This is a genomic window from Streptomyces sp. NPDC107575, from assembly GCF_055657265.1.
In genome coordinates, this window is sequence record NZ_JBVKBG010000003.1 from 588743 (window position 1) to 607327 (window position 18585).

Annotated in this window: 16 protein-coding genes; 8 read left to right on the forward strand and 8 right to left on the reverse strand. The window is 71.8% G+C overall.

The features are described 5' to 3' along the window. Nucleotides 1-51: 51 nt before the first annotated feature. The 3 genes from ACZ7L4_RS15905 to ACZ7L4_RS15915 form a co-directional block, all read right to left on the reverse strand. Complete coding sequence (locus ACZ7L4_RS15905; RefSeq protein ID WP_472102883.1) at nt 52-1071, reverse strand: endonuclease/exonuclease/phosphatase family protein; 1020 nt, start codon at nt 1069-1071, stop codon at nt 52-54. Between the two features lie 206 nt (nt 1072-1277). Further along, a complete protein-coding gene (locus ACZ7L4_RS15910; RefSeq protein WP_450813917.1) occupies nt 1278-1937 on the reverse strand; it encodes a TetR/AcrR family transcriptional regulator in 660 nt (219 codons plus the stop codon). 84 nt (nt 1938-2021) lie between these two features. Next, a complete protein-coding gene (locus ACZ7L4_RS15915) occupies nt 2022-3647 on the reverse strand; it encodes a DHA2 family efflux MFS transporter permease subunit (protein ID WP_472102885.1) in 1626 nt (541 codons plus the stop codon). A gap of 197 nt (nt 3648-3844) precedes the next feature. On the opposite strand from ACZ7L4_RS15915, the gene panB reads away from it, so the two are divergent. From panB to ACZ7L4_RS15930, 3 genes are all read left to right on the forward strand, one after another. Further along, nucleotides 3845-4714 carry a 3-methyl-2-oxobutanoate hydroxymethyltransferase gene (panB, locus tag ACZ7L4_RS15920; protein WP_472102887.1) on the forward strand — a complete coding sequence of 290 codons (870 nt, stop codon included), beginning with the start codon at nt 3845-3847 and terminating at the stop codon, nt 4712-4714. Nucleotides 4715-6248: 1534 nt separating this feature from the next. Continuing rightward, nucleotides 6249-7283, forward strand: a complete 1035-nt coding sequence (locus ACZ7L4_RS15925; protein ID WP_472102889.1) for an ATP-binding cassette domain-containing protein — start codon at nt 6249-6251, stop codon at nt 7281-7283. After that, nucleotides 7280-8116, forward strand: a complete 837-nt coding sequence (locus tag ACZ7L4_RS15930; RefSeq protein ID WP_472102891.1) for an ABC transporter permease — start codon at nt 7280-7282, stop codon at nt 8114-8116. Before ACZ7L4_RS15925 ends, ACZ7L4_RS15930 begins: the two co-directional genes overlap by 4 nt. 47 nt (nt 8117-8163) lie before the next feature. On the opposite strand, the gene ACZ7L4_RS15935 is transcribed toward ACZ7L4_RS15930, so the two are convergent. Beyond that, complete coding sequence (locus tag ACZ7L4_RS15935; RefSeq protein ID WP_472102893.1) at nt 8164-11550, reverse strand: AfsR/SARP family transcriptional regulator; 3387 nt, start codon at nt 11548-11550, stop codon at nt 8164-8166. Between the two features lie 170 nt (nt 11551-11720). Between ACZ7L4_RS15935 and ACZ7L4_RS15940 the strand changes: the two genes are divergently transcribed. Beyond that, a complete protein-coding gene (locus ACZ7L4_RS15940) occupies nt 11721-12521 on the forward strand; it encodes a site-2 protease family protein (RefSeq protein ID WP_472102894.1) in 801 nt (266 codons plus the stop codon). Here ACZ7L4_RS15940 and ACZ7L4_RS15945 read toward each other — a convergent pair. Further along, nucleotides 12511-12711, reverse strand: coding sequence for a hypothetical protein (locus tag ACZ7L4_RS15945; protein WP_472102896.1), 201 nt, complete (start codon nt 12709-12711; stop codon nt 12511-12513). The genes ACZ7L4_RS15940 and ACZ7L4_RS15945 overlap by 11 nt on opposite strands. Before the next feature lie 90 nt (nt 12712-12801). Next, a complete protein-coding gene (gene npdG, locus ACZ7L4_RS15950; protein WP_472102898.1) occupies nt 12802-13515 on the reverse strand; it encodes an NADPH-dependent F420 reductase in 714 nt (237 codons plus the stop codon). A 93-nt stretch (nt 13516-13608) separates the two neighbouring features. Between npdG and ACZ7L4_RS15955 the strand changes: the two genes are divergently transcribed. Continuing rightward, a complete protein-coding gene (locus ACZ7L4_RS15955) occupies nt 13609-14220 on the forward strand; it encodes a hypothetical protein (protein ID WP_472102900.1) in 612 nt (203 codons plus the stop codon). Between the two features lie 70 nt (nt 14221-14290). Here the strand turns inward: ACZ7L4_RS15955 and ACZ7L4_RS15960 are convergent, their stop codons facing one another. Continuing rightward, the gene (locus tag ACZ7L4_RS15960; protein ID WP_472102902.1) at nt 14291-14515 is read right to left on the reverse strand and encodes a hypothetical protein; all 225 of its coding nucleotides are present in this window, start codon (nt 14513-14515) and stop codon (nt 14291-14293) included. A gap of 57 nt (nt 14516-14572) precedes the next feature. On the opposite strand from ACZ7L4_RS15960, the gene map reads away from it, so the two are divergent. Both map and ACZ7L4_RS15970 read left to right on the forward strand, forming a co-directional pair. Continuing rightward, nucleotides 14573-15445, forward strand: coding sequence for a type I methionyl aminopeptidase (map, locus tag ACZ7L4_RS15965; RefSeq protein WP_472102904.1), 873 nt, complete (start codon nt 14573-14575; stop codon nt 15443-15445). Nucleotides 15446-15545: 100 nt separating this feature from the next. Continuing rightward, a complete protein-coding gene (locus tag ACZ7L4_RS15970) occupies nt 15546-16196 on the forward strand; it encodes a biliverdin-producing heme oxygenase (RefSeq protein WP_472102906.1) in 651 nt (216 codons plus the stop codon). 423 nt (nt 16197-16619) lie between these two features. Here the strand turns inward: ACZ7L4_RS15970 and ACZ7L4_RS15975 are convergent, their stop codons facing one another. Next, nucleotides 16620-17270 carry a PhzF family phenazine biosynthesis protein gene (locus ACZ7L4_RS15975; RefSeq protein WP_472102908.1) on the reverse strand — a complete coding sequence of 217 codons (651 nt, stop codon included), beginning with the start codon at nt 17268-17270 and terminating at the stop codon, nt 16620-16622. Nucleotides 17271-17433: 163 nt separating this feature from the next. On the opposite strand from ACZ7L4_RS15975, the gene efeO reads away from it, so the two are divergent. Next, complete coding sequence (gene efeO, locus ACZ7L4_RS15980) at nt 17434-18579, forward strand: iron uptake system protein EfeO (protein WP_472102910.1); 1146 nt, start codon at nt 17434-17436, stop codon at nt 18577-18579. Nucleotides 18580-18585: the final 6 nt, after the last annotated feature.

Below are 18585 nucleotides of genomic sequence, written 5' to 3' on the forward strand. Positions count from 1 at the left end.
CGACTATTCCGTGAGGTTAAGGCGCCGTGACGAGCGGCGAACCATCAGCCGTCACAGGTCGACCCGCGCCGCGATCGGCAGATGGTCGCTCCCGGTCCGCGGCAGCGTCCACGACGTGACCGGCTCCACACCCTTGACCATGATCTGGTCGATGCGCGCCATCGGGAACGCGGCCGGCCAGCTGAACCCGAAGCCGCTGCCCGCCGCGCCCTGCGTGGAGCGCATCTGGGCGGTGACCCCGTTCAGGGCCCGGTCGTTCATGGTGCCGTTCAGGTCGCCGAGGAGGACGACCTTCTCGATCGGCTCGTCGGCGATCGCCTCGCCGAGCGCGTCCGCGCTCTTGTCGCGCTGGCTGGCGGTGAACCCGGAGTTGAGCTTCACCCGCACCGACGGCAGATGCGCGACGTACACCGCGACCTTGCCCTGCGGCGTCGCGACGGTCGTGCGCAGCGCCCGCGTCCAGCCCAGCTTGATGTCCACGGGCTGCGTGTCGGAGAGCGGGTACTTGCTCCACAGCCCGACCGTGCCCTTGACCGCGTGGTACGGATAGGCGCTCGCCAGCGCGTCCCGGTACGTCGGCAGCGCCTGGGCCGTCACCTCCTCCAGGGCCACGACCTGCGCGCCGGACGCGGCGACGTCCTTCGCGGTGCCGGCCGGATCGGAGTTCTCGGCGTTGACGTTGTGCGTGACGACGGTGAGGTCGCCGCCGCTGTCCGTCTTGTCGGTGAGCAGCCCGCCGAAGAGGTTGAACCAGACGATCGCCGGGGCGAGCACCGCGACCACGGCCGTCGCCGACCTGCGGACGAGGCCCAGGACCAGCAGCACCGGAACGAAGACGCCCAGCCACGGCAGGAACGTCTCGGTCAACGAGCCGAGGTTGCCGACGGTGTTGGGGATCTGCGCGTGCAGCAGCATGACCAGCGCCAGCAGGATCGCGAGCACCGCGAGAACGATGCCGCGCCGCCAGTAACCGCGGTCCCCCAGCGGCCGGCCGCCCTGACGTCCCGGCCGGGCTCCCGGTCCGGCGGTCCCGGTCCCGCTGCCGTCGCCACCCTTGTACGCCTGCGCCATGCCGTCGTCGCCTCAACTCTGCCGTGCCCGCTGCCCTCGCCCGAAAACAGTAGGCGATGAGCAGCGGCTTTCCGTTCCTCTATGGTCAGGGGGACGTGTGCGGCGGCGTCCTGAGTTCCGTACGACCGGCCCGCGAGGGACGCTGTGACGAAACCCGCACATCGTCCACGGGGCCGTCGTCACCCGGCACGCGCGCCCGGCCCCCGTCAGCGGCCCGCGCGCAGCCCCGCGAGCACCGTATCGACGATCCGCTCGGCCAGGTCCTCCGCGAGCGGCGCGTCGGAGCGCATCACGGTGCGCAGCAGCATCGGCCCGGTGAACAGATCCGCAGCGAACCCCACGTCCGTGCCCGCCGGCAGCTCCCCCTCGGCGACCCCGCGCCGCACAACGTCGTGCGTCGCGCGCCGCCGGGGCTCCACGACCAGCTCCTGGTACGCGTCCCAGAGCCGCGGCAGCGTCTTCATCTGCGCCAGGACGTTGTGCAGCAGGGCGGAGGTGCGCATGCTGAGGCCGCGTCTGCGCATGTGCTCCAGGAGCCGCACGAGGTCGTCGCGCATCGAGGTGCCGGGAAGGTCGGCGGGATCGGGCTCCTCGATGGTGGCGACGACGTCGACGAAGAGCTCCTCCTTGCCGCTCCAGCGCCGGTAGATGGTGGCCTTGCCGACGCCCGCGGTACGGGCGATGCGCTCGATGGAGAGCTCCGTGAGCGGCACGCCCTGTTCGAGCAGCTGGATGACGCCCTCGATGATCGCCTGCTCGACGGCCTCGCTGCGCGGGCGCCCGCGCGCGGGAGCGGCCGGCTCCGGGGGCCCGGGAATCCTCCGCCGCCGCGTGTGTCCCTCGGCCGGTCCCGTGCCCGCGTCCACCGCACTCCGCCTTTCGCCGCGCCCCGGGGTCCGCCGCCGCGGCGGACCCCGGCGCATTCTCTCAACCAGCAGCTCGGTGCCGGATCAATGGCCCGCGCCGACCTTCTCCGGCTGCTCACCGCTCTGCTCGGCCGGCGGGTCCTTGGGCTTGCGCGGCAGGAAGAGCCCGGTGAGGACGGCGCTGAGCAGCGCGACCCCCGCACCGCACAGCGCGGTGACGTGCATGGCGTGCACGAAGGAGTCGTTCGCCGCCACGACCAGCGCCTCGCCGCGCGGCCCGAGCTTCTCGGCGACGCCGAGCGTGGCCTCGATGGACGCGCCCGCGGCGTCCCGGAGCCCTGCGGGCAGCGGGAGCAGCTGGTCCGCGATCCCGTTCTTGTACGCCGTGGCCAGCACCGAGCCGAGCACGGCGATCCCGAGCGCGCCGCCGACCTGGCGGAACGTATTGCTGAGCGCGGAGGCCGAACCCGCCTTCTCGCGCGGCAGCGCCTGCATGATCACGACGCTGGTCGGCGTCATGACGTGGGCCATACCCGTGCCCATGAAGAAGAAGATGATCTCCATGACCCACATCGGGCTGTCCTCGTCGAGCAGCGTGAACGCGGCGAGCATCGCCGCGAGCAGCACCAGGCCGCCGGTCGTCGTGACACGGACGCCGAGCCTGTCGACGACGAGCCGGGCGCGCGGCGCGAAGATCAGCTGCGCGGCGGCCAGCGGCAGCAGGAACGCGCCGGTCTGCAACGGCGAGTAGCCGCGCACGCTCTGGATGTAGAAGGACGCGAAGAACGTGACGCCCATCATCGCGAAGAAGACCAGCGCGATGCCGGCCATGGCGGCCGAGAACACCTTGTTCTTGAAGTAGTTGATGTCGAACGACGGGTGGTCACTGCGCTTCTCGTACAGCACGAAGGCGACCAGGACGGCGAGGCCCGCGGCGATGGTGGCCAGCACCTGGGCGCTGGTGAAGTCGCCCTCGTCGCCGCCCTTGATGATCCCGTAGACGAGCAGCACGAGTCCGACGATGGACAGCGCGACGCCGACGAGGTCGACACGGCCGGGCTTCGGGTCCCGGGAGTCCGGCACGAGCGCGAGCATCAGCGCGATGGCGATGATCACGATCGGCACGTTCACGAGGAAGACCGAGCCCCACCAGAAGTGGTCGAGGAGCAGTCCGCCGGTGATCGGCCCGATCGCGATGGCGAGCCCGACGCCGCCGGCCCAGATGCCGATGGCCTTCGGCTGCTCGTCCCTCTCGAACACGTTCATCAGGACGGCGAGCGTCGCCGGCATGACGAAGGCGGCGCCGAGGCCCATCACCGCGCGGAACGCGATGAGTTGGACCGGCGAACCGGACTCGGCGGCGAGGGCGGAGCCGATGCCGAAGACGACGAGTCCGCCGATGAGGACCTTCTTGCGCCCGATGCGGTCGCCGAGCAGTCCGGCGGTGAAGAGCAGGCCGGCGAAGACGAGCGTGTACGCGTTGATGGCCCACTCGAGCTCGCTCTGCGAGGCGCCGATGCCGATGGGCTCGGGGGTCGAGATCGTTTTGATCGCGACGTTCAGGATCGAGTTGTCGAGGACGACGATCAACAGGCTCAGCATGAGCACGCCGAGGATCACCCATCGGCGGCGGTGCACGGACTCGGGCACGCGGGCGCCCGCGGAGTCCGGGGGACCCTGGGGGCCCTGAGAGGCGGCGGGAGTGGTCATGGGAACGACCCTAGACCCATTTCGATACGGGACCGTCTCGTATTGAAAGTCTCGGGGGAAAGCCTTGCCGAGGCTTTACGCGGGCGGGGCACGGGTTGGGGAGGAGGCCTGGCGCGGGAGCGGCACGCGGTGCCACCATGGAGGCGATCCGGGGACGCCGTCAGGGCGCCTCGAGACGACATGAAGGAGCCGTTGCGATGACGCAACCCACAGAGCTTTCGGCTGCCCAGAACGCCCAGAGGTCCACCGTGCTGTACGGGGGCAAGGGCTCGCGCCGCGTATCCGTCCGGGACATCGGCCTCGCCAAGGAGCGGGGCGAGAAGTGGCCCATGCTCACCGCGTACGACGCGATGACGGCGTCCGTCTTCGACGAGGCCGGGATCCCCGTGATGCTGGTCGGCGACTCGGCGGGCAACTGCCACCTCGGGTACGAGACGACGGTGCCGGTCACCGTGGACCAGATGGTGATGCTGTCGGCGGCGGTCGTACGGGGCACGTCCCGCGCCCTGATCGTCGGCGACCTGCCCTTCGGCTCGTACCAGGAAGGGCCCGCCCAGGCGCTCCGGTCCGCGATGCGGCTGGTGAAGGAGGCCGGGGTCGGAGCGGTGAAGCTGGAGGGCGGCGAGCGCTCGCACGCCCAGATCAAGCTGCTCGTCGACGCCGGGATCCCGGTCATGGCGCACATCGGCCTGACCCCGCAGTCGGTCAACACGCAGGGTTACCGGGTGCAGGGGCGCGGCGAGGAGGCGGCGCAGCAGTTGCTGCGGGACGCGAAGGCGGTCCAGGACGCGGGCGCGTTCGCGGTCGTCCTGGAGCTGGTCCCGGCGGAGCTGGCGGCCGAGGTCACGCGGACGCTGCACATCCCGACGGTCGGGATCGGGGCGGGGGCCGGTACGGATGCGCAGGTCCTGGTCTGGACGGACGCGCTCGGCCTGACCGGCGGCAAGATGCCGCGCTTCGTGAAGAAGTACGCGGATCTGCGGGGCGTGATGTCCGACGCGGCGAAGGCGTTTGCGGAGGACGTCGTCGGCGGAACGTTCCCTCAGGAGAAACACTCCGTCCACTGAGCGCGCCCCGGGCGGGGGGCGCCCCGTCCGTTGAGCACACCCCGGGCGGGGGCGACCCGTCCGCTGAGCACACCCCGGACGGGGGCGACCCGTCCGCTGAGCACAACCGGGCGGTTGGAACCGCCCCACTGAGCCAATTCGGTACGACCGCGGCCCGCCGATCTTCCCCCGTCGGCGGGCCGCGTCACGCTCCGCGGGTGGGTCGGTGGGGCGTTGCGCATCGCCCCGCCTGGCGGTGGCCTGTCCGGCTCTCTCGGGGCCGCCGCCCCTGCCTGCCGACCATCCGCCGCTCTCGGGGCTCCGCCCATCTCCCACCACCCGCCCCCTCCGGGGGCTGCGGCCCCGCGGGGTGCCGCTGCTCTGCCGGGACGTCGGTGACGGCCGACCGTCCACCGCCCTCGGGGCTCCGCCCCGGCCCCCGCTGCTCAAACGCCGCAGGGGCTTGATTGGGCCACCCGTCACAGGGGCCCGAGTTTGCCCGCTCTTCCGGGGGCCATGGCCTTCACCCGCTCCGTCCGGGGGCGGCGGCCCGACGGGGTTCCGCCCGGGGCAGGCAGCCCCGTCCGGTCGACCATCCACCGCCCCGGAGCTCCGCCCCAGACCCCGCTGCCCAAGCGCCGCAGGGGCTTGATTGGGCCACCCGTCAGTCACGGGGGCCCGAGTTTGCCCCTCCCGCAGGGCAAGGCCCTCGCCCGCTCCCCCACCCATCTCCCACCACCCGCCCTCTCCGGGGGCTGCGGCCCGACGGGGTTCCGCCCGGGCCGCAGCCCCGTCCAGCCGACCGTCCACCGCCCCGGGGCTCCGCCCCAGACCCCGCTGCTCAAACGCCGCAGGGGCTTGAGCAGCCCACCCGCCCGCTGCCCGAGGCAAGCTCCGCAGAGGATCGATTTGGCCCCAGCCTCCGCCGAGCTGGGTCGACCACCTTCCGCAGGGCCGTGCGGATGGCCGTCACCGGCTTGGGCAATCTGCCGTCTGGGGCGGCAGGGTGGGCAAGGCGGCCCCCGGTGCCGCGCACCCATCACGACGGGCGCCGCCCCGGCGCGGGGGACGGACGGGCCGAAGCCCCCGGAGGGGGCGGCGGGTGGGAGATGAGCAGGCCCAGTCGCAGAACAGCGGTGCCGCACACCGGCACCATGAACACCCACCCGGCCCGCCGGCCGGACCCGGACCGGCCGAAGCCCCCGGAGGGGGCGGGCGGTGGGAGGTGAGCGGGCCCAGTCGCAGAAGGGCCGTGCCGCGCACCGGCGCCGTGGCCCTCAGCCCCGGCACGGCGGCCAGAACCCCGGCCCCGCTCACCCGACCCGACAAGCAACATCCCGACCACTGGGACCCCGGCCCCGGACCGGCCCCCGGCCCCGGCCTCCGCCCCGGGTGCCGGACCCGGACGCGACACCCGGCCCCCGGACCGGCCCCCGGCCCCCGGCCCCCGGCCCCCGGCCCCCGGCCCCCGGCAATGGCACCCCGCCCCGCCCCCGTCGGAGACCTGTCGGTCGGCTGTCGGCAGGTTGTCGGTGGTGGCTGCCACCTTGGGGGCATGACGCGAATCGACAAGAACCCCGACATCAGCCCGGGCAGCGACCGCCCGGTCGCCGTGTCCGTCCGGGGACTGGTCAAGCACTACGGCGAGACCAAGGCCCTGGACGGCGTGGACCTGGACGTGCACGAGGGCACCGTGATGGGCGTGCTCGGGCCGAACGGCGCGGGCAAGACCACCCTCGTACGGTGCCTGTCCACCCTGATCACCCCCGACGCCGGCACGGCGATCGTGGCCGGCTACGACGCCGTCAACCAGCCCCGCCAGCTGCGCCGCGTGATCGGCCTCACCGGCCAGTACGCCTCGGTCGACGAGAAGATCTCCGGCCGGGAGAACCTGTACATGATCGGCCGGCTCCTCGACCTGTCCCGGAAGGACGCCAAGGCCCGCGCCGACGCCCTGCTCGAACGGTTCAGCCTCACCGACGCCGCCGCCCGCCCCGCGAAGACGTACTCCGGCGGTATGCGCCGCCGGCTCGACCTCGCCGCCTCCATGATCGGCCGCCCGCACGTCCTCTACCTGGACGAGCCGACGACCGGCCTCGACCCCCGTACCCGTAACGAGGTGTGGGACGAGGTGCAGAGCATGGTGCGCGACGGCGTCACCGTCCTGCTCACCACCCAGTACATGGAGGAGGCCGAGCAGCTGGCCTCCGAGCTGACCGTCGTCGACCACGGCAAGGTCATCGCGCGTGGCGGCATCGAGGAGCTCAAGGCGAAGGTCGGAGGCCGCACCCTGCGCATCCGCCCGGCCGACGAGCTGGAGCTGCACCCGCTGGCGCACGCGATAGACGACATGGGGCTCACGGGCCTCGCCACCACCACCGTGGACACCCTGTCCGGGTCCGTCCTGGTCCCCGTACTCAGCGACGAGCAGCTCACCGCCGTGGTGGGCGCGGTCACCGCGCGAGGCATCACGATCGGCTCCATCACCACCGAACTGCCCAGCCTGGACGAGGTGTTCCTGTCCATCACCGGCCACAAGGCCTCCGCTCCGGAGGACGCCAGGCCCGAACTCGAGGAGGCCGCCGTATGAGTGCCACCACCCTTGCTCCCCCCGCGGCCCCCACGATCACCGTCGAGGCCGACCCCAAGATCGGCCTGCGCGGCCACCTGCGTCACACGGGCGCGCTGATACGCCGCAACCTGCTGTGGATCCGCAACGACCCGGAGTCGATGTTCGACGCGATCCTGATGCCGATCGTCTTCACGCTCCTGTTCGTGTTCGTCTTCGGCGGCTCGATCGGCTCCGCGATGGGCGGCGGCCAGGACGCGTACGTGCAGTACGTGATCCCCGGCATGGTCGCGATGATGAGCATGAACATCGCGCAGGGCGTCGGCACCGGCTTCAACGAGGACTTCCAGAAGGGCATCATGGACCGCTTCCGGTCCCTGCCCATCGGCCGCGGCTCGGTGCTCATGGCCAAGGTGGTCGTCGAGATGCTGCGGCTCCTCGTCGCCACCACGGTCCTGATGATCGTCGCGCTGCTCGTCGGCTTCGACATCACCAGCTGGGCCGGTCTGCTCGGTGCCATCGGCCTGACCGCACTGTTCGGCTCCGCCCTCATGTGGATCTTCCTGACGCTCGGCGTGACCATGAAGAGCGCACAGGCCGTGCAGGCCATGGGCTTCCTGGTGATGATGCCGCTGCAGTTCGGTTCGTCGATCTTCGCGCCGACCGAGTCGATGCCGGGCTGGCTGCAGGCCTTCACCGACTGGAACCCGATCTCGTCCCTCGCGGACGCCTGCCGCGGAATGATGGTCGGCGGCCCGGTCGCCCACGATCTGTGGGTGACCCTCGGGTGGACGGCGGTGATCACGGCCGTCATGGCGCCGATCGCGATCCGTAAGTTCACCACCAAGAGCTGACCCTGCGCGGGACGGATCCGGGCGACCGGGTCGATTCGCGTCGGTCGTCAGTCGTCCAGCAGGGCGGTGGCCTCCTCCACGGAGAGGCCGCCGCCCTCGGCGTATGCCCGCTCGTACGTGTCGGTGTCGAGCCCCGCGCGGACCGCCGCCTCGGCGTCCGCGCGCCAATTGCGTTCGAGGAGGCCCGGCTTGTGGCCCTTGGGCATCGCCGCGTCGGCCGCGCCCATGAGCCGCGCGGCCGTCACCGCGTCGCCGTCCCCGCCGCGCTGGGTCATGGCCCGGGCCGCCGTGCACAGGTGCAGCCCCACCAGTTGCGGCATGACGAGCGCGGACAGCGGGTCCCGCGCGATGTCGAGGCAGCGCCGCACGTTCGCGAGGGCGTCCCCCGTGTGCCCGTCGACGGCGTCGATCATCGCCTCCATGCCGACGGTCATGCCGTGGAAGAAGCCGATCTGCGCCACCCTGAACTCACCGCGCAGCAGAGCGAGTTGTTCACGGGCCACGGCGGTGCGGCCGGTGAGCGCGAGATGCGAGACGAGGAAGAGCCGGGCGGCGGGACGCGACTCGTTGGTGTGTCGGCGCCCGTCCTCGAGGGACTCCCACAGCAGCGCCTCGCCCTCCTCCGCGTCCCCCTGCTCGATGCGCGCCTGCCCGAGCCTGACCTGGAGGATCGCGGCCTGGGAGTGGGCGCCCATGCTGTGCGCGACCTCGCGGGCGCGCGTGTAGTCGGCGGCGGCGCCCTCGAAGTCGCCGAGCTTCTCGCGCGCCTCGCCGCGCGCGGACAGCGCCTCGGCGGTGCCCCATTCGTCGCCGAGCCGGCTGAACAGCTCAAGGGACTCGTCGGCGTACGCGAGCCCTTCCTCGGCCCAGTCGCTGCGGTTGGCGAACACGTTGGCCCGCATCTGGAGGACGAGCGCCAGCTCCCAGTCGTAGCCGAGCTCGCGGCAGGTCCGCGCGGACACCGCGGCGAGTTCCTGCAGCTTGTCCATGTCGCCGGTCATCAGGACGGCGAAGTACCAGATGTTGCCGGGCGGGCGGCAGGCCTGCGGGAGGTCGGCGCGGTAGGTGCCGATGACGGCGCGCAGCCGGGCCTGGCCCTCCTCGGTCTGCCAGTGGTCCATCTCCATGTCCATGTAGCCGAGCCGGCACAGATGGACCTGGCGGCGCGCCTCTTCGAAGAGCTCGCCGGTCAACGGGGGCGGGGTCTCGGTGCAGCGCTCGTACAGCGGCGGGGCGGGGCGCACGGGCCCGGCGAACGGGTCGGGGCCGAGCACCGCCGCCTCCCCCGTCCACGTACGGGCGTCGGTGCGCAGGTCACGCATCTGCCAGAACCAGGACAGGGACAGGACGAGGCTGAACGCCTCCTGTTCGTCACGTGCCGCGACCGCGTGCCGCAGGGCCGTGCGCAGATTCTCGTAGTCGCGCTCGATGCGGGCGATGGCCGCGCGCTGGCCGGCGCCGCGGAGCAACGGGTCGGTGGTACGGGCGAGTTCGCGGTAGTACGTGAGGTGGGCGCGCTCGGCGGTGGCGCGCTCCCCGGACTCGTCGAGGCGGTCGCCGGCGTACTCGGAGACGGTTTCGAGGAGCCGGTAGCGCATGCCGCCGCCGTGCTCGTCGTCCTCCGGGGCGGCGACCACGAGCGACTTGTCGACGAGGGAGGCCAGGGTGTCGAGCGCGTCCGGCCCGCAGATCGCCTCGGCCGCGGGCAGGTCGCAGCCGCCGCTGAAGACGGAGAGGCGGGCGAGGGTGGCGCGTTCGGGCTCGTCGAGGAGGTCCCAGGACCAGTCGACGACCGCGCGGAGCGTCTGCTGGCGGGGCAGGGCGGTGCGGGCGCCCGAGGTGAGGAGTCGGAAGCGGTCGTCGAGGCGGTCGGCGATCTGGCGGGGCGTGAGCATGCGCAGGCGCGCGGCGGCGAGTTCGATGGCGAGCGGGAGGCCGTCGAGGCGGCGGCAGATCTCGCCCACCGCCTCCGGGGCCTCGTCGACCGTGAAGCCGGGGCGCACGGCGGCGCCGCGCTCGCCGAACAGGCGCAGCGCGTACGGCTCCGGGAGCGGTTCCACCGGGTACAGCGACTCGCCCGGTACGCCGAGGGGTTCGCGGCTGGTGGCGAGGATCGTGACGCCGGGGCAGTGGGCGAGGAGGTCCTCGGCGAGGGCGGCGGCGGCGTCGACGACGTGCTCGCAGTTGTCGAGGATGAGCAGCAGCCGGCGGTCCTCGCAGTGCTCCACGATGCGTACGAGGGGGTCGTCGCCCTGGCGCTCGCCGGCGACGCGGAGTTCTTCGGCGCCGGCGCCGCGCAGCACCGTCTCCCGGGCGCCGAGCGCGCTGACGACCGCCTCCGGGACGGCGGCGGGGTCACCGACCGGGGCCAGCTCGGCCAGCCACACCCCGTCCGGTGCGGTCCCGAGCCCCTCGGCGGCCTCCTGGCTGAGCCGCGTCTTCCCGGCCCCACCGGGCCCGAGCAACGTCACGAGCCGTACGCGCCCCAGGTCAGCCCGAATCGCCTCGAGGTCACCGTCCCGCCCGACGAACGAGGTCAACCGGGCCCTGAGATTCCCCGGGGCTGGGGCCACACCATCGCCGCGCGGCACCGTGGGCCGCCTTGCCCACCCTGCCGCCCCAGGCGGCAGATTGCCCAAGGCTCGGTCGGCACTATCAAGCCCCTCCGGCGATTGAGGAGCGGGGTCCGGGGCGGAGCCCCGTGGCGTGGGAGCGGGTGGCGCCAACAACTCCTCGTGCAGCGCCCGAAGTTCCGGCCCGGGGTCGGCCCCCAACGCATCCGCCAACTCCCGCCGAACCCCTTCGTACGCCGCCAACGCCTCCGCCCCCCGCCCCGCGGAGCGCAACGCCCGGAGCCGCAGCACCTGCAACGGCTCGTCCAACGGATGCGCGTCGCACAGCGAGGTCAGCTCCGGCAGGACCTCGTCCGCGCGGCCGAGGTCCAACCCCGCGGCAAGGCGCGTCCGCCGGGCGTCCAGGTGGCGGGTCTCCCAGCGCACGGCCTCGGTCGACCGGTCCGGAAGATCGGCGAGGACCGGCCCCCGCCACAGCCCGAGCGCGTCGTCGAGCAGGTCGACCGCCTTCGCCGGGTCACCGTCCGCGAGGGCCCGCGCCCCGTCGGCGGTCAGCCGCTCGAAGCGGAACAGGTCGACGTCGTCCGCGGCGGCGGCGAGCCGGTAGCCGCCGTCGGACGAGGTGATCGCCCCGGCCCCCAGGGCCCTGCGCAGCCGCCCGACCAGCGCCTGCAACGCGGCCGGCGCGTCCGCGGGCGGCTCGTCGCCCCACACCTCGTCGACCAGGAACCCGACGGGCACGGCACGGCCGGGCCGCAGCGCGAGCACCGTGAGCAGCGCACGCAGCCGCGCCCCGCCGACCGGGACGGCCGTGCCGTCGTCGCGGAGTGCCTGGGTGGTGCCGAGGATTCGGTAGCGCACCCGCCTATTGTCCCCGCTGCCGCACGCCGGCGGCCGCGCCGGGTACCTGCCTGGGCCTGGTCATGCCCCCTACCCTCTCCGGAACTCCCGCCGTACCGCGACACGTTTCCCGCATACAGCGAGTACGTTCGGTGAGCCAGCCGACCAGACTGCCCCGGGAGTTCCACCCCATGACCACCGCCACCGCACGCCGCGGCGACAACAGGATCAGCCCCGTCTTCCTCGGCATCGCCGCGATCACGGCGGTGGCCGGCTGGGCGGTGTGGACGGACTTCGCCTCCGCGCCGGGCTTCGCCGTGTTCCTGTTCGTGACGGGGGCCTGGGTCGTCTCGCTGTGTCTGCACGAGTACGCGCATGCGCGTACGGCGCTGCACAGCGGCGACATCTCGATCGGCGCGAAGGGCTATCTGACCCTGAACCCGCTGAAGTACACGCACGCCCTGCTCAGCATCGTGCTGCCGGTGCTCTTCGTGATCATGGGTGGGATCGGCCTGCCCGGTGGCGCCGTCTTCATCGAGCGGGGGCGGATCCGGGGGCGCTGGCGGCACAGTCTGATCTCGGCCGCCGGGCCGCTGACGAACGTACTGTTCGCGATCGTGTGCACGGCGCCGTTCTGGCTGGACGCGCTGGACGGGGTGCCGGACACCTTCCGTTACGCGCTCGGGTTCCTCGCCCTGCTGCAGGTGACCGCCGCGATCCTGAACTTCCTGCCGGTGCCGGGCCTGGACGGGTACGGGGTGATCGAGCCCTGGCTGTCGCAGAGCATCCGGCGGCAGGTGGAGCCGTTCGCGCCGTTCGGTCTGCTCGCCGTGTTCGCCGTGCTGTGGATCCCGGAGATCAACCAGTGGTTCTTCGACGCGGTCGACTGGGTGCTCGGCGCGCTGGGCGTGCACGAGTGGGACACGTATTGGGGCCAGCAGTTCTACCGGTTCTGGCAGGGCACCCCGGAGATCCCGACGTTCACGCAGTAGGCGCGGTCTCGGCCTTCGCCACCTGCTTCTCGGCCTTCGCCCTGCGCAGGTAGAACCACGACATGTTCGACGTGATGCCCGCGATCAGCACCCACACGATCCCGAGGAAGCTGCCCTCGACGAAGGACACCACGGCCGCCACGACGGCCAGGGCGCAGACGACCAGGGAGAACAGTGCGATGCGGGGCATGGGGGGCGGCTCCAGACTGCGGCGCGGCGGGTAGTACGCCGTCCAGTGTCCCCCATGCCCCACCGGGGCCGGAACGCGGCTATACGTCCGTCATACGTCCGTGACGCGCAGCCCCGCGTGCGCCTTGTAGCGGCGGTTCACCGAGATGAGATTCGCGACGAGCGATTCGACCTGGTGGGCGTTGCGCAGGCGGCCGGAGAAGATGCCGCGCATGCCGGGGACGCGCCCGGCGAGCGCCTGGACCAGTTCCACGTCGGCGCGCTCCTCGCCGAGGACCATGACGTCGGTGTCGATCTCCTCGACCTCCGGGTCGGCGAGCAGGACGGCCGACAGGTGGTGGAAGGCCGCCGCAACCCGCGAGTCCGGGAGCAGCGCCGCGGCCTGTTCCGCCGCGCTCCCCTCCTCGGGCTTCAGGGCGTACGCGCCCTTCTTGTCGAAGCCGAGTGGGTTGACGCAGTCGACGACGAGCTTGCCCGCGAGGTCCTCGCGGAGGGCTTCGAGGGTGGCGCCGTGGCCGTCCCACGGCACGGCGACGATCACGATGTCGCTGCGGCGGGCGCACTCGGCGTTGTCGGCGCCCTCGATGCCGAGGCCGAGCTCGTCCGCTGCGGCCTTGGCGCGCTCGGCGGCGCGGGATCCGAGGATCACCTTCTGGCCCGCGCGGGCGAAGCGGTAGGCGAGGCCCTTGCCCTGCGGCCCCGTCCCGCCGAGGACTCCGACGACGAGTCCGGAGACGTCGGGGAGGTCCCAGGGGTCCTTGGCCGGGGCCTTCTGGCCGCTCGGGCTGCTTTCGGTAGAGGTCATGCAGCGACCCTACTCAAGGGTATGTGGCTCGTACGGGCGGACTTCCCCCGAACGCGGCGAACGGGCCCGTGACTTGAGGCACGATGCGGGCCCATGGACGCCGTACGAGTAGCACTGTTGCGCGAGGTACTCGCCGGGACCGAGTGGCCCTCCGCCACCCGTCGCTTCGCGGGGGCGCTGCGCTCCTCGGTCGGCGCGCACGGCGGCGGGCTGCTGCTCGTGGGGTCGCCGACGTACGAGCCCTGGCATCTGGCGGCCCACCTGGTCGACGAGGCGGCCTGGTCCGGGACGCCCGAGCTCGCCCCCACGCTGGTGCGGCACGCGGCGCGCCCCGACGACCCCGCGCACCTGGCCGTCGGCCTGGGGCGGCTCGAGGCGGCGCGGCGCGGCGAGACGCTGCTCGTGGTCACGCCGACCGAGCCGGGCGCTCCGCTCCTGGAACGGGTGCGGGACGCTCGGCGTGCGGGGGCGACGATTCTGGCGCTCGACGCGGAGGCCTCCGGCGGGGGTGATCTGCATGCCATGGCCCATGACGGGCTGAGCGTGCCAGGGGACACGGACCTGGATCTGGACACGGTGCAGCATCTGGTCAGTGCGGCGGCCGGGGAGAACGCGACATCCGCTCCGCGGGGGCGGCGGGGGTTTCGTGATCGGTTGTCGCGGCTTGCGGATCACTTGACCGCGCCGCCGCCTGCTCGTTGGTGAGGCGTCCGCCCACCCGCGCGGGGCTCCGCCCCGGACCCCGCTGCTCAATCGCCGCAGGGGCTCCAAATGATCACTGGTCCGGATCCTCCGGCTTGTCGTGCCACCGAGGGTCGGATTCCCACTCCAGGTTCCGCTCCCTCGCGGTGTCCATCGCGTGCTGCGCCTCCTCGCGGGAGGCGTAGGGGCCGAAACGGTCCTTGTTGGGGCACTCCGGCCCCTCCTCGACCTTCTTGTGCTCCAGGCAGTAGTACCACTCGCCCGGCTTTCCGACGGTTCGCTTCTTGAACAGCGCCACGGCGGCTCCTCTCGTCCCCGCCATGCTCCCCCACGTGCGCTCGTTACACTCGCTGGCATGTCTGGCCAGTCGCAAGCGTCGCCCACCCTGCTCGTTCCGGGGGAGATCTCCCCCACCCGCTCCGTGCCCGGGAACATCCGGCGCCCCGAGTACGTCGGCAAGCCCGCGCCGACCCCGTACACGGGCCCCGAGGTGCAGACCCCGGAGACGATCGAGGCGATGCGGATCGCCGGACGGATCGCGGCGCGGGCCATGGAGGAGGCGGCGAAGGCGATCGCCCCGGGCGTCACCACGGACGAGCTGGACCGCATCGCGCACGAGTACATGTGCGACCACGGCGCGTACCCGTCCACGCTGGGCTACCGCGGCTTCCAGAAGTCGCTGTGCACGAGCGTCAACGAGGTCATCTGCCACGGCATCCCGGACTCGACCGTCCTCAAGGACGGCGACATCGTCAATCTCGACGTGACGGCGTACATCGGCGGCGTGCACGGCGACAACAACGCCACGTACCTGGTGGGCGACGTCGACGAGGAGTCGAAGCTGCTCGTCGAGCGGACCCGTGAGTCCCTCAACCGCGCCATCAAGGCCGTGAAGCCGGGCCGCCAGATCAACATCATCGGCCGGGTCATCGAGTCGTACGCCAAGCGCTTCGGCTACGGCGTCGTGCGCGACTTCACCGGGCACGGCATCAACTCGTCCTTCCACAGCGGCCTGATCGTCCCGCACTACGACTCCCCGCACGCGACGACCGAGATCAAGACCGGCATGACGTTCACGATCGAGCCGATGCTCACGCTCGGCACGTACGAGTACGACATGTGGGAGGACGGCTGGACCGTCGTCACGAAGGACCGCAAGCGGACCGCGCAGTTCGAGCACACGCTGGTGGTCACGGAGAGCGGCACGGAGATCCTCACGCTGCCGTAGCGATCTTTGGGGCCTGGCGGTTTTCTGCTTTTACGTTCCCTTGATCGTGTCGCTGGGTACGCTTTTACCGACAGCTTGTCGGAAACCCGGAGGCCGCCCGATGGACACCCCGTTCTCCACGTTGATCCGCACCGCCTCGCACGAGCAGCACACGGAGGCGGAGACGTCGACGTTCATGGGCGACCTGCTCGGCGGGCGGCTCGGTGTGGACGCGTACGCGCGGTACACGGAGCAGCTGTGGTTCGTGTACCGGGCCCTCGAGGACGGCGCCCGGCGCCTCGTCGACGATCCGGTGGCCGGGCCCTTCATCCAGCCGGAGCTGGAGCGCGTGCCCGAGCTGGAGCGCGACCTCGCGCATCTGCGGGGTGCGGACTGGCGGGAGACGGTGTCCGCGCTGCCGCAGACGCGGGCGTACGCGGAGCGGGTCGCCGAGTGTGCGGCGTCCTGGCCGGGCGGGTATGTGGCGCACCACTACACGCGTTATCTGGGCGATCTCTCGGGTGGGCAGATCATCCGGGACAAGGCGGAGAAGACGTGGGGGTTCGCGCGCAAGGGGGACGGGGTGCGGTTCTACGTCTTCGAGGGTGTGGCCAATCCGGCGGCGTTCAAGCGGCACTACCGGGAGCTTCTTGACGGGATCGCGGTGGACGAGTTGGAGAAGCAGCGGGTGGTGTCCGAGTGCAAGGCGGCGTTCGCCTTGAATACCGGGGTGTTCGTCGGGCTGGGCGAGGAGTTTCGGTCGGCCGCGTGATCCTTTGAGCCGTGACGGCGTTGCGGCCACGGGGCTCCGCCCCGGACCCCGCGCCTCAAGCGGCGGCGGGGCTTGATGGATCGATCCCCGCCGCCGCTTGATGGCCCAAGCCCCACGGCACTTGATTTCAAGCCCTGCGGGAGCCGACATTTCGAGCCCGCGGGAGCGAGCATTTCGACCCGCGGGGGTCGGTATCTCGAGCCCTGCGAGACTCGACATCTCAAGCCCCACGAGAGCTGGTATCTCAAGCCCCACGAGACTCGACATCCCAAGCCCCACGAGACTCGACACCTCAAGCCCCGCGAAAGCTGGCATCTCAAGCCCCGCGAGACTCGGCATTTCGAGCCCCGCAGGAGTCGGCCTTTCAAGCCCCTGCGGCGATTGAGCAGCGGGGGCCGGGGCGGAGCCCCGTGTGGGTGGGTGTTACAGGTGGACGCGGCCGCCGACCTCGACCAGGCCACCCGGCAGGGGAGACGTCAGGAGTTGGGAGCCGCGGCCCTGGCGGATGTTCAGGGACCGGTCGAGGCTCGCGGTCAGCGACAGCGCCGCCGCCCCTGTCGCCTCGTCCTCCACGATGCCGTCGCCACGACCGGGGAAGGCGCGGGCGCGGACCCGGCCGGCGGCCTCGTCCTCCCAGGCCCACGCATAGATCCACTCGCCCTCCGGAGGCACCGGCAGCGCGTCCACCTCGGCGGCGGAGTCGTACTGCCGCAGCGTGCGCCCCGGCGCCCACTCCGCGCGCGCCTCGATCCAGGTGAACTCGCCGTCCTGGCGCGCCCCGACGACCCCCGCGGGCACGACGAGTTCCGGCACGTCGAGCAGCCAGGCCGTGCCGACGCAGGGGTGCCCGGCGAACGGCAGGCGCGCGGTCGGCGTGTAGATGTCGATGACGCCGCGCTCGGGGTCGTCGACGAAGACCGTCTCGCTGAAGCCCAGTTTCGCGGCGAAGGCCTGCCGCTCGTCCCGGCCCGGCAGGTGCGAGCCCTCGCGGACGACGCCCAGCGCGTTGCCCTCCCGGCCGTCGGGGGCGCAGAAGACGCGCACCACCTCGTACTCGATGCCGTACTGGTTCATGGCGGCAGTCAACCACGCGACATTCCACACTTGACCAGCACTTGACCCTTCCCTGACTTGGCCATGGGCGGTACTGAGGTAAGCCTCATATAAGTTAGGTCGGCCTTAGTTACCCCTGCCCCTGTGCACCCGCTGTACCACCGCTGTACGCCTTGGAGCCCGCATGCGAGCCGCCCGACTCACCGTTTCCACCGCCGTCGCCGCGGTGGCCGCCCTGACCGCCGTCACGGGCTGCACCCAGAAGAGCGACGCGAAGAGCGCCGGTTCCGGTGCGATCAAGGTGACCGCCGACGACGACAGCTGCAAGGTCTCGAAGAAGCAGTTCCCCGCGGGGCACGTGGAGTTGGCGGTCGAGAACAAGGGGTCCCGGGTCACCGAGGTCGAGATCCTCTTCCCGGACGACCGGATCGTCTCCGAGCGCGAGAACATCGGCCCCGGCACCAAGCACAGCCTCACCGCCGAGGTGAAGAGCGGCGACTACCGCATCGCCTGCATCCCCGGCATGAAGGGCAAGGGCCACCGCCAGGACGTGCAGGTCACCGGCGGGAAGAGCACCGCGAAGCGGGACCCGAGGCTCGACAAGGCCGTCGCCGCCTACCGCGAGTACACCCAGACCCAGGCCGACGAGACGCTGCCGAAGGTGAAGACCTTCACCGACGCCGTCCGCGACGGGGACCTGGAGGCCGCCAAGAAGGCGTACGCCCCCTCCCGTATCGGCTGGGAGCGCACCGAGCCGGTCGCCGAGTCCTTCGGTGACATCGACCCGAAGGTCGACGTGCGGGCCGACGGCCTCGAAGAGGGCCAGAAGTGGACCGGCTGGCACCGCCTGGAGAAGGCGCTCTGGAAGGACAAGAAGATCGGGAAGGCGGAGAAGGACCTCGCCGACCGGCTCGACAAGGACCTCGCGGACTGGCAGCAGCGCGTCGGCAAGGCGGAGATCACGCCCACCTCCATGGCCAACGGCGCCAAGGAGCTGCTCGACGAGGTCGCCACCGGCAAGGTCACGGGCGAGGAGGAGCGCTACTCGCACACCGACCTCGTCGACTTCAAGGCCAATGTCGAGGGCGCCGAGAAGGCGTACGAGCTGCTCGAGCCGGTCGCGTCGAAGAACGACGCCGCGCTCACCAAGGAGCTGGACAAGCAGTTCGCCGCCCTCGACGAGCTGCTCGACAAGTACCGCGAGGGCAAGAGCGGTTACGAGTTCACCTCCTACGACAAGGTCGGCAAGGCGGACCAGAAGGAGCTGTCCGACGCGGTCAACGCGCTGGCGGAGCCGCTGTCGCAGCTGGCCGCGGCGGTCGTCAAGTAGCCGTCG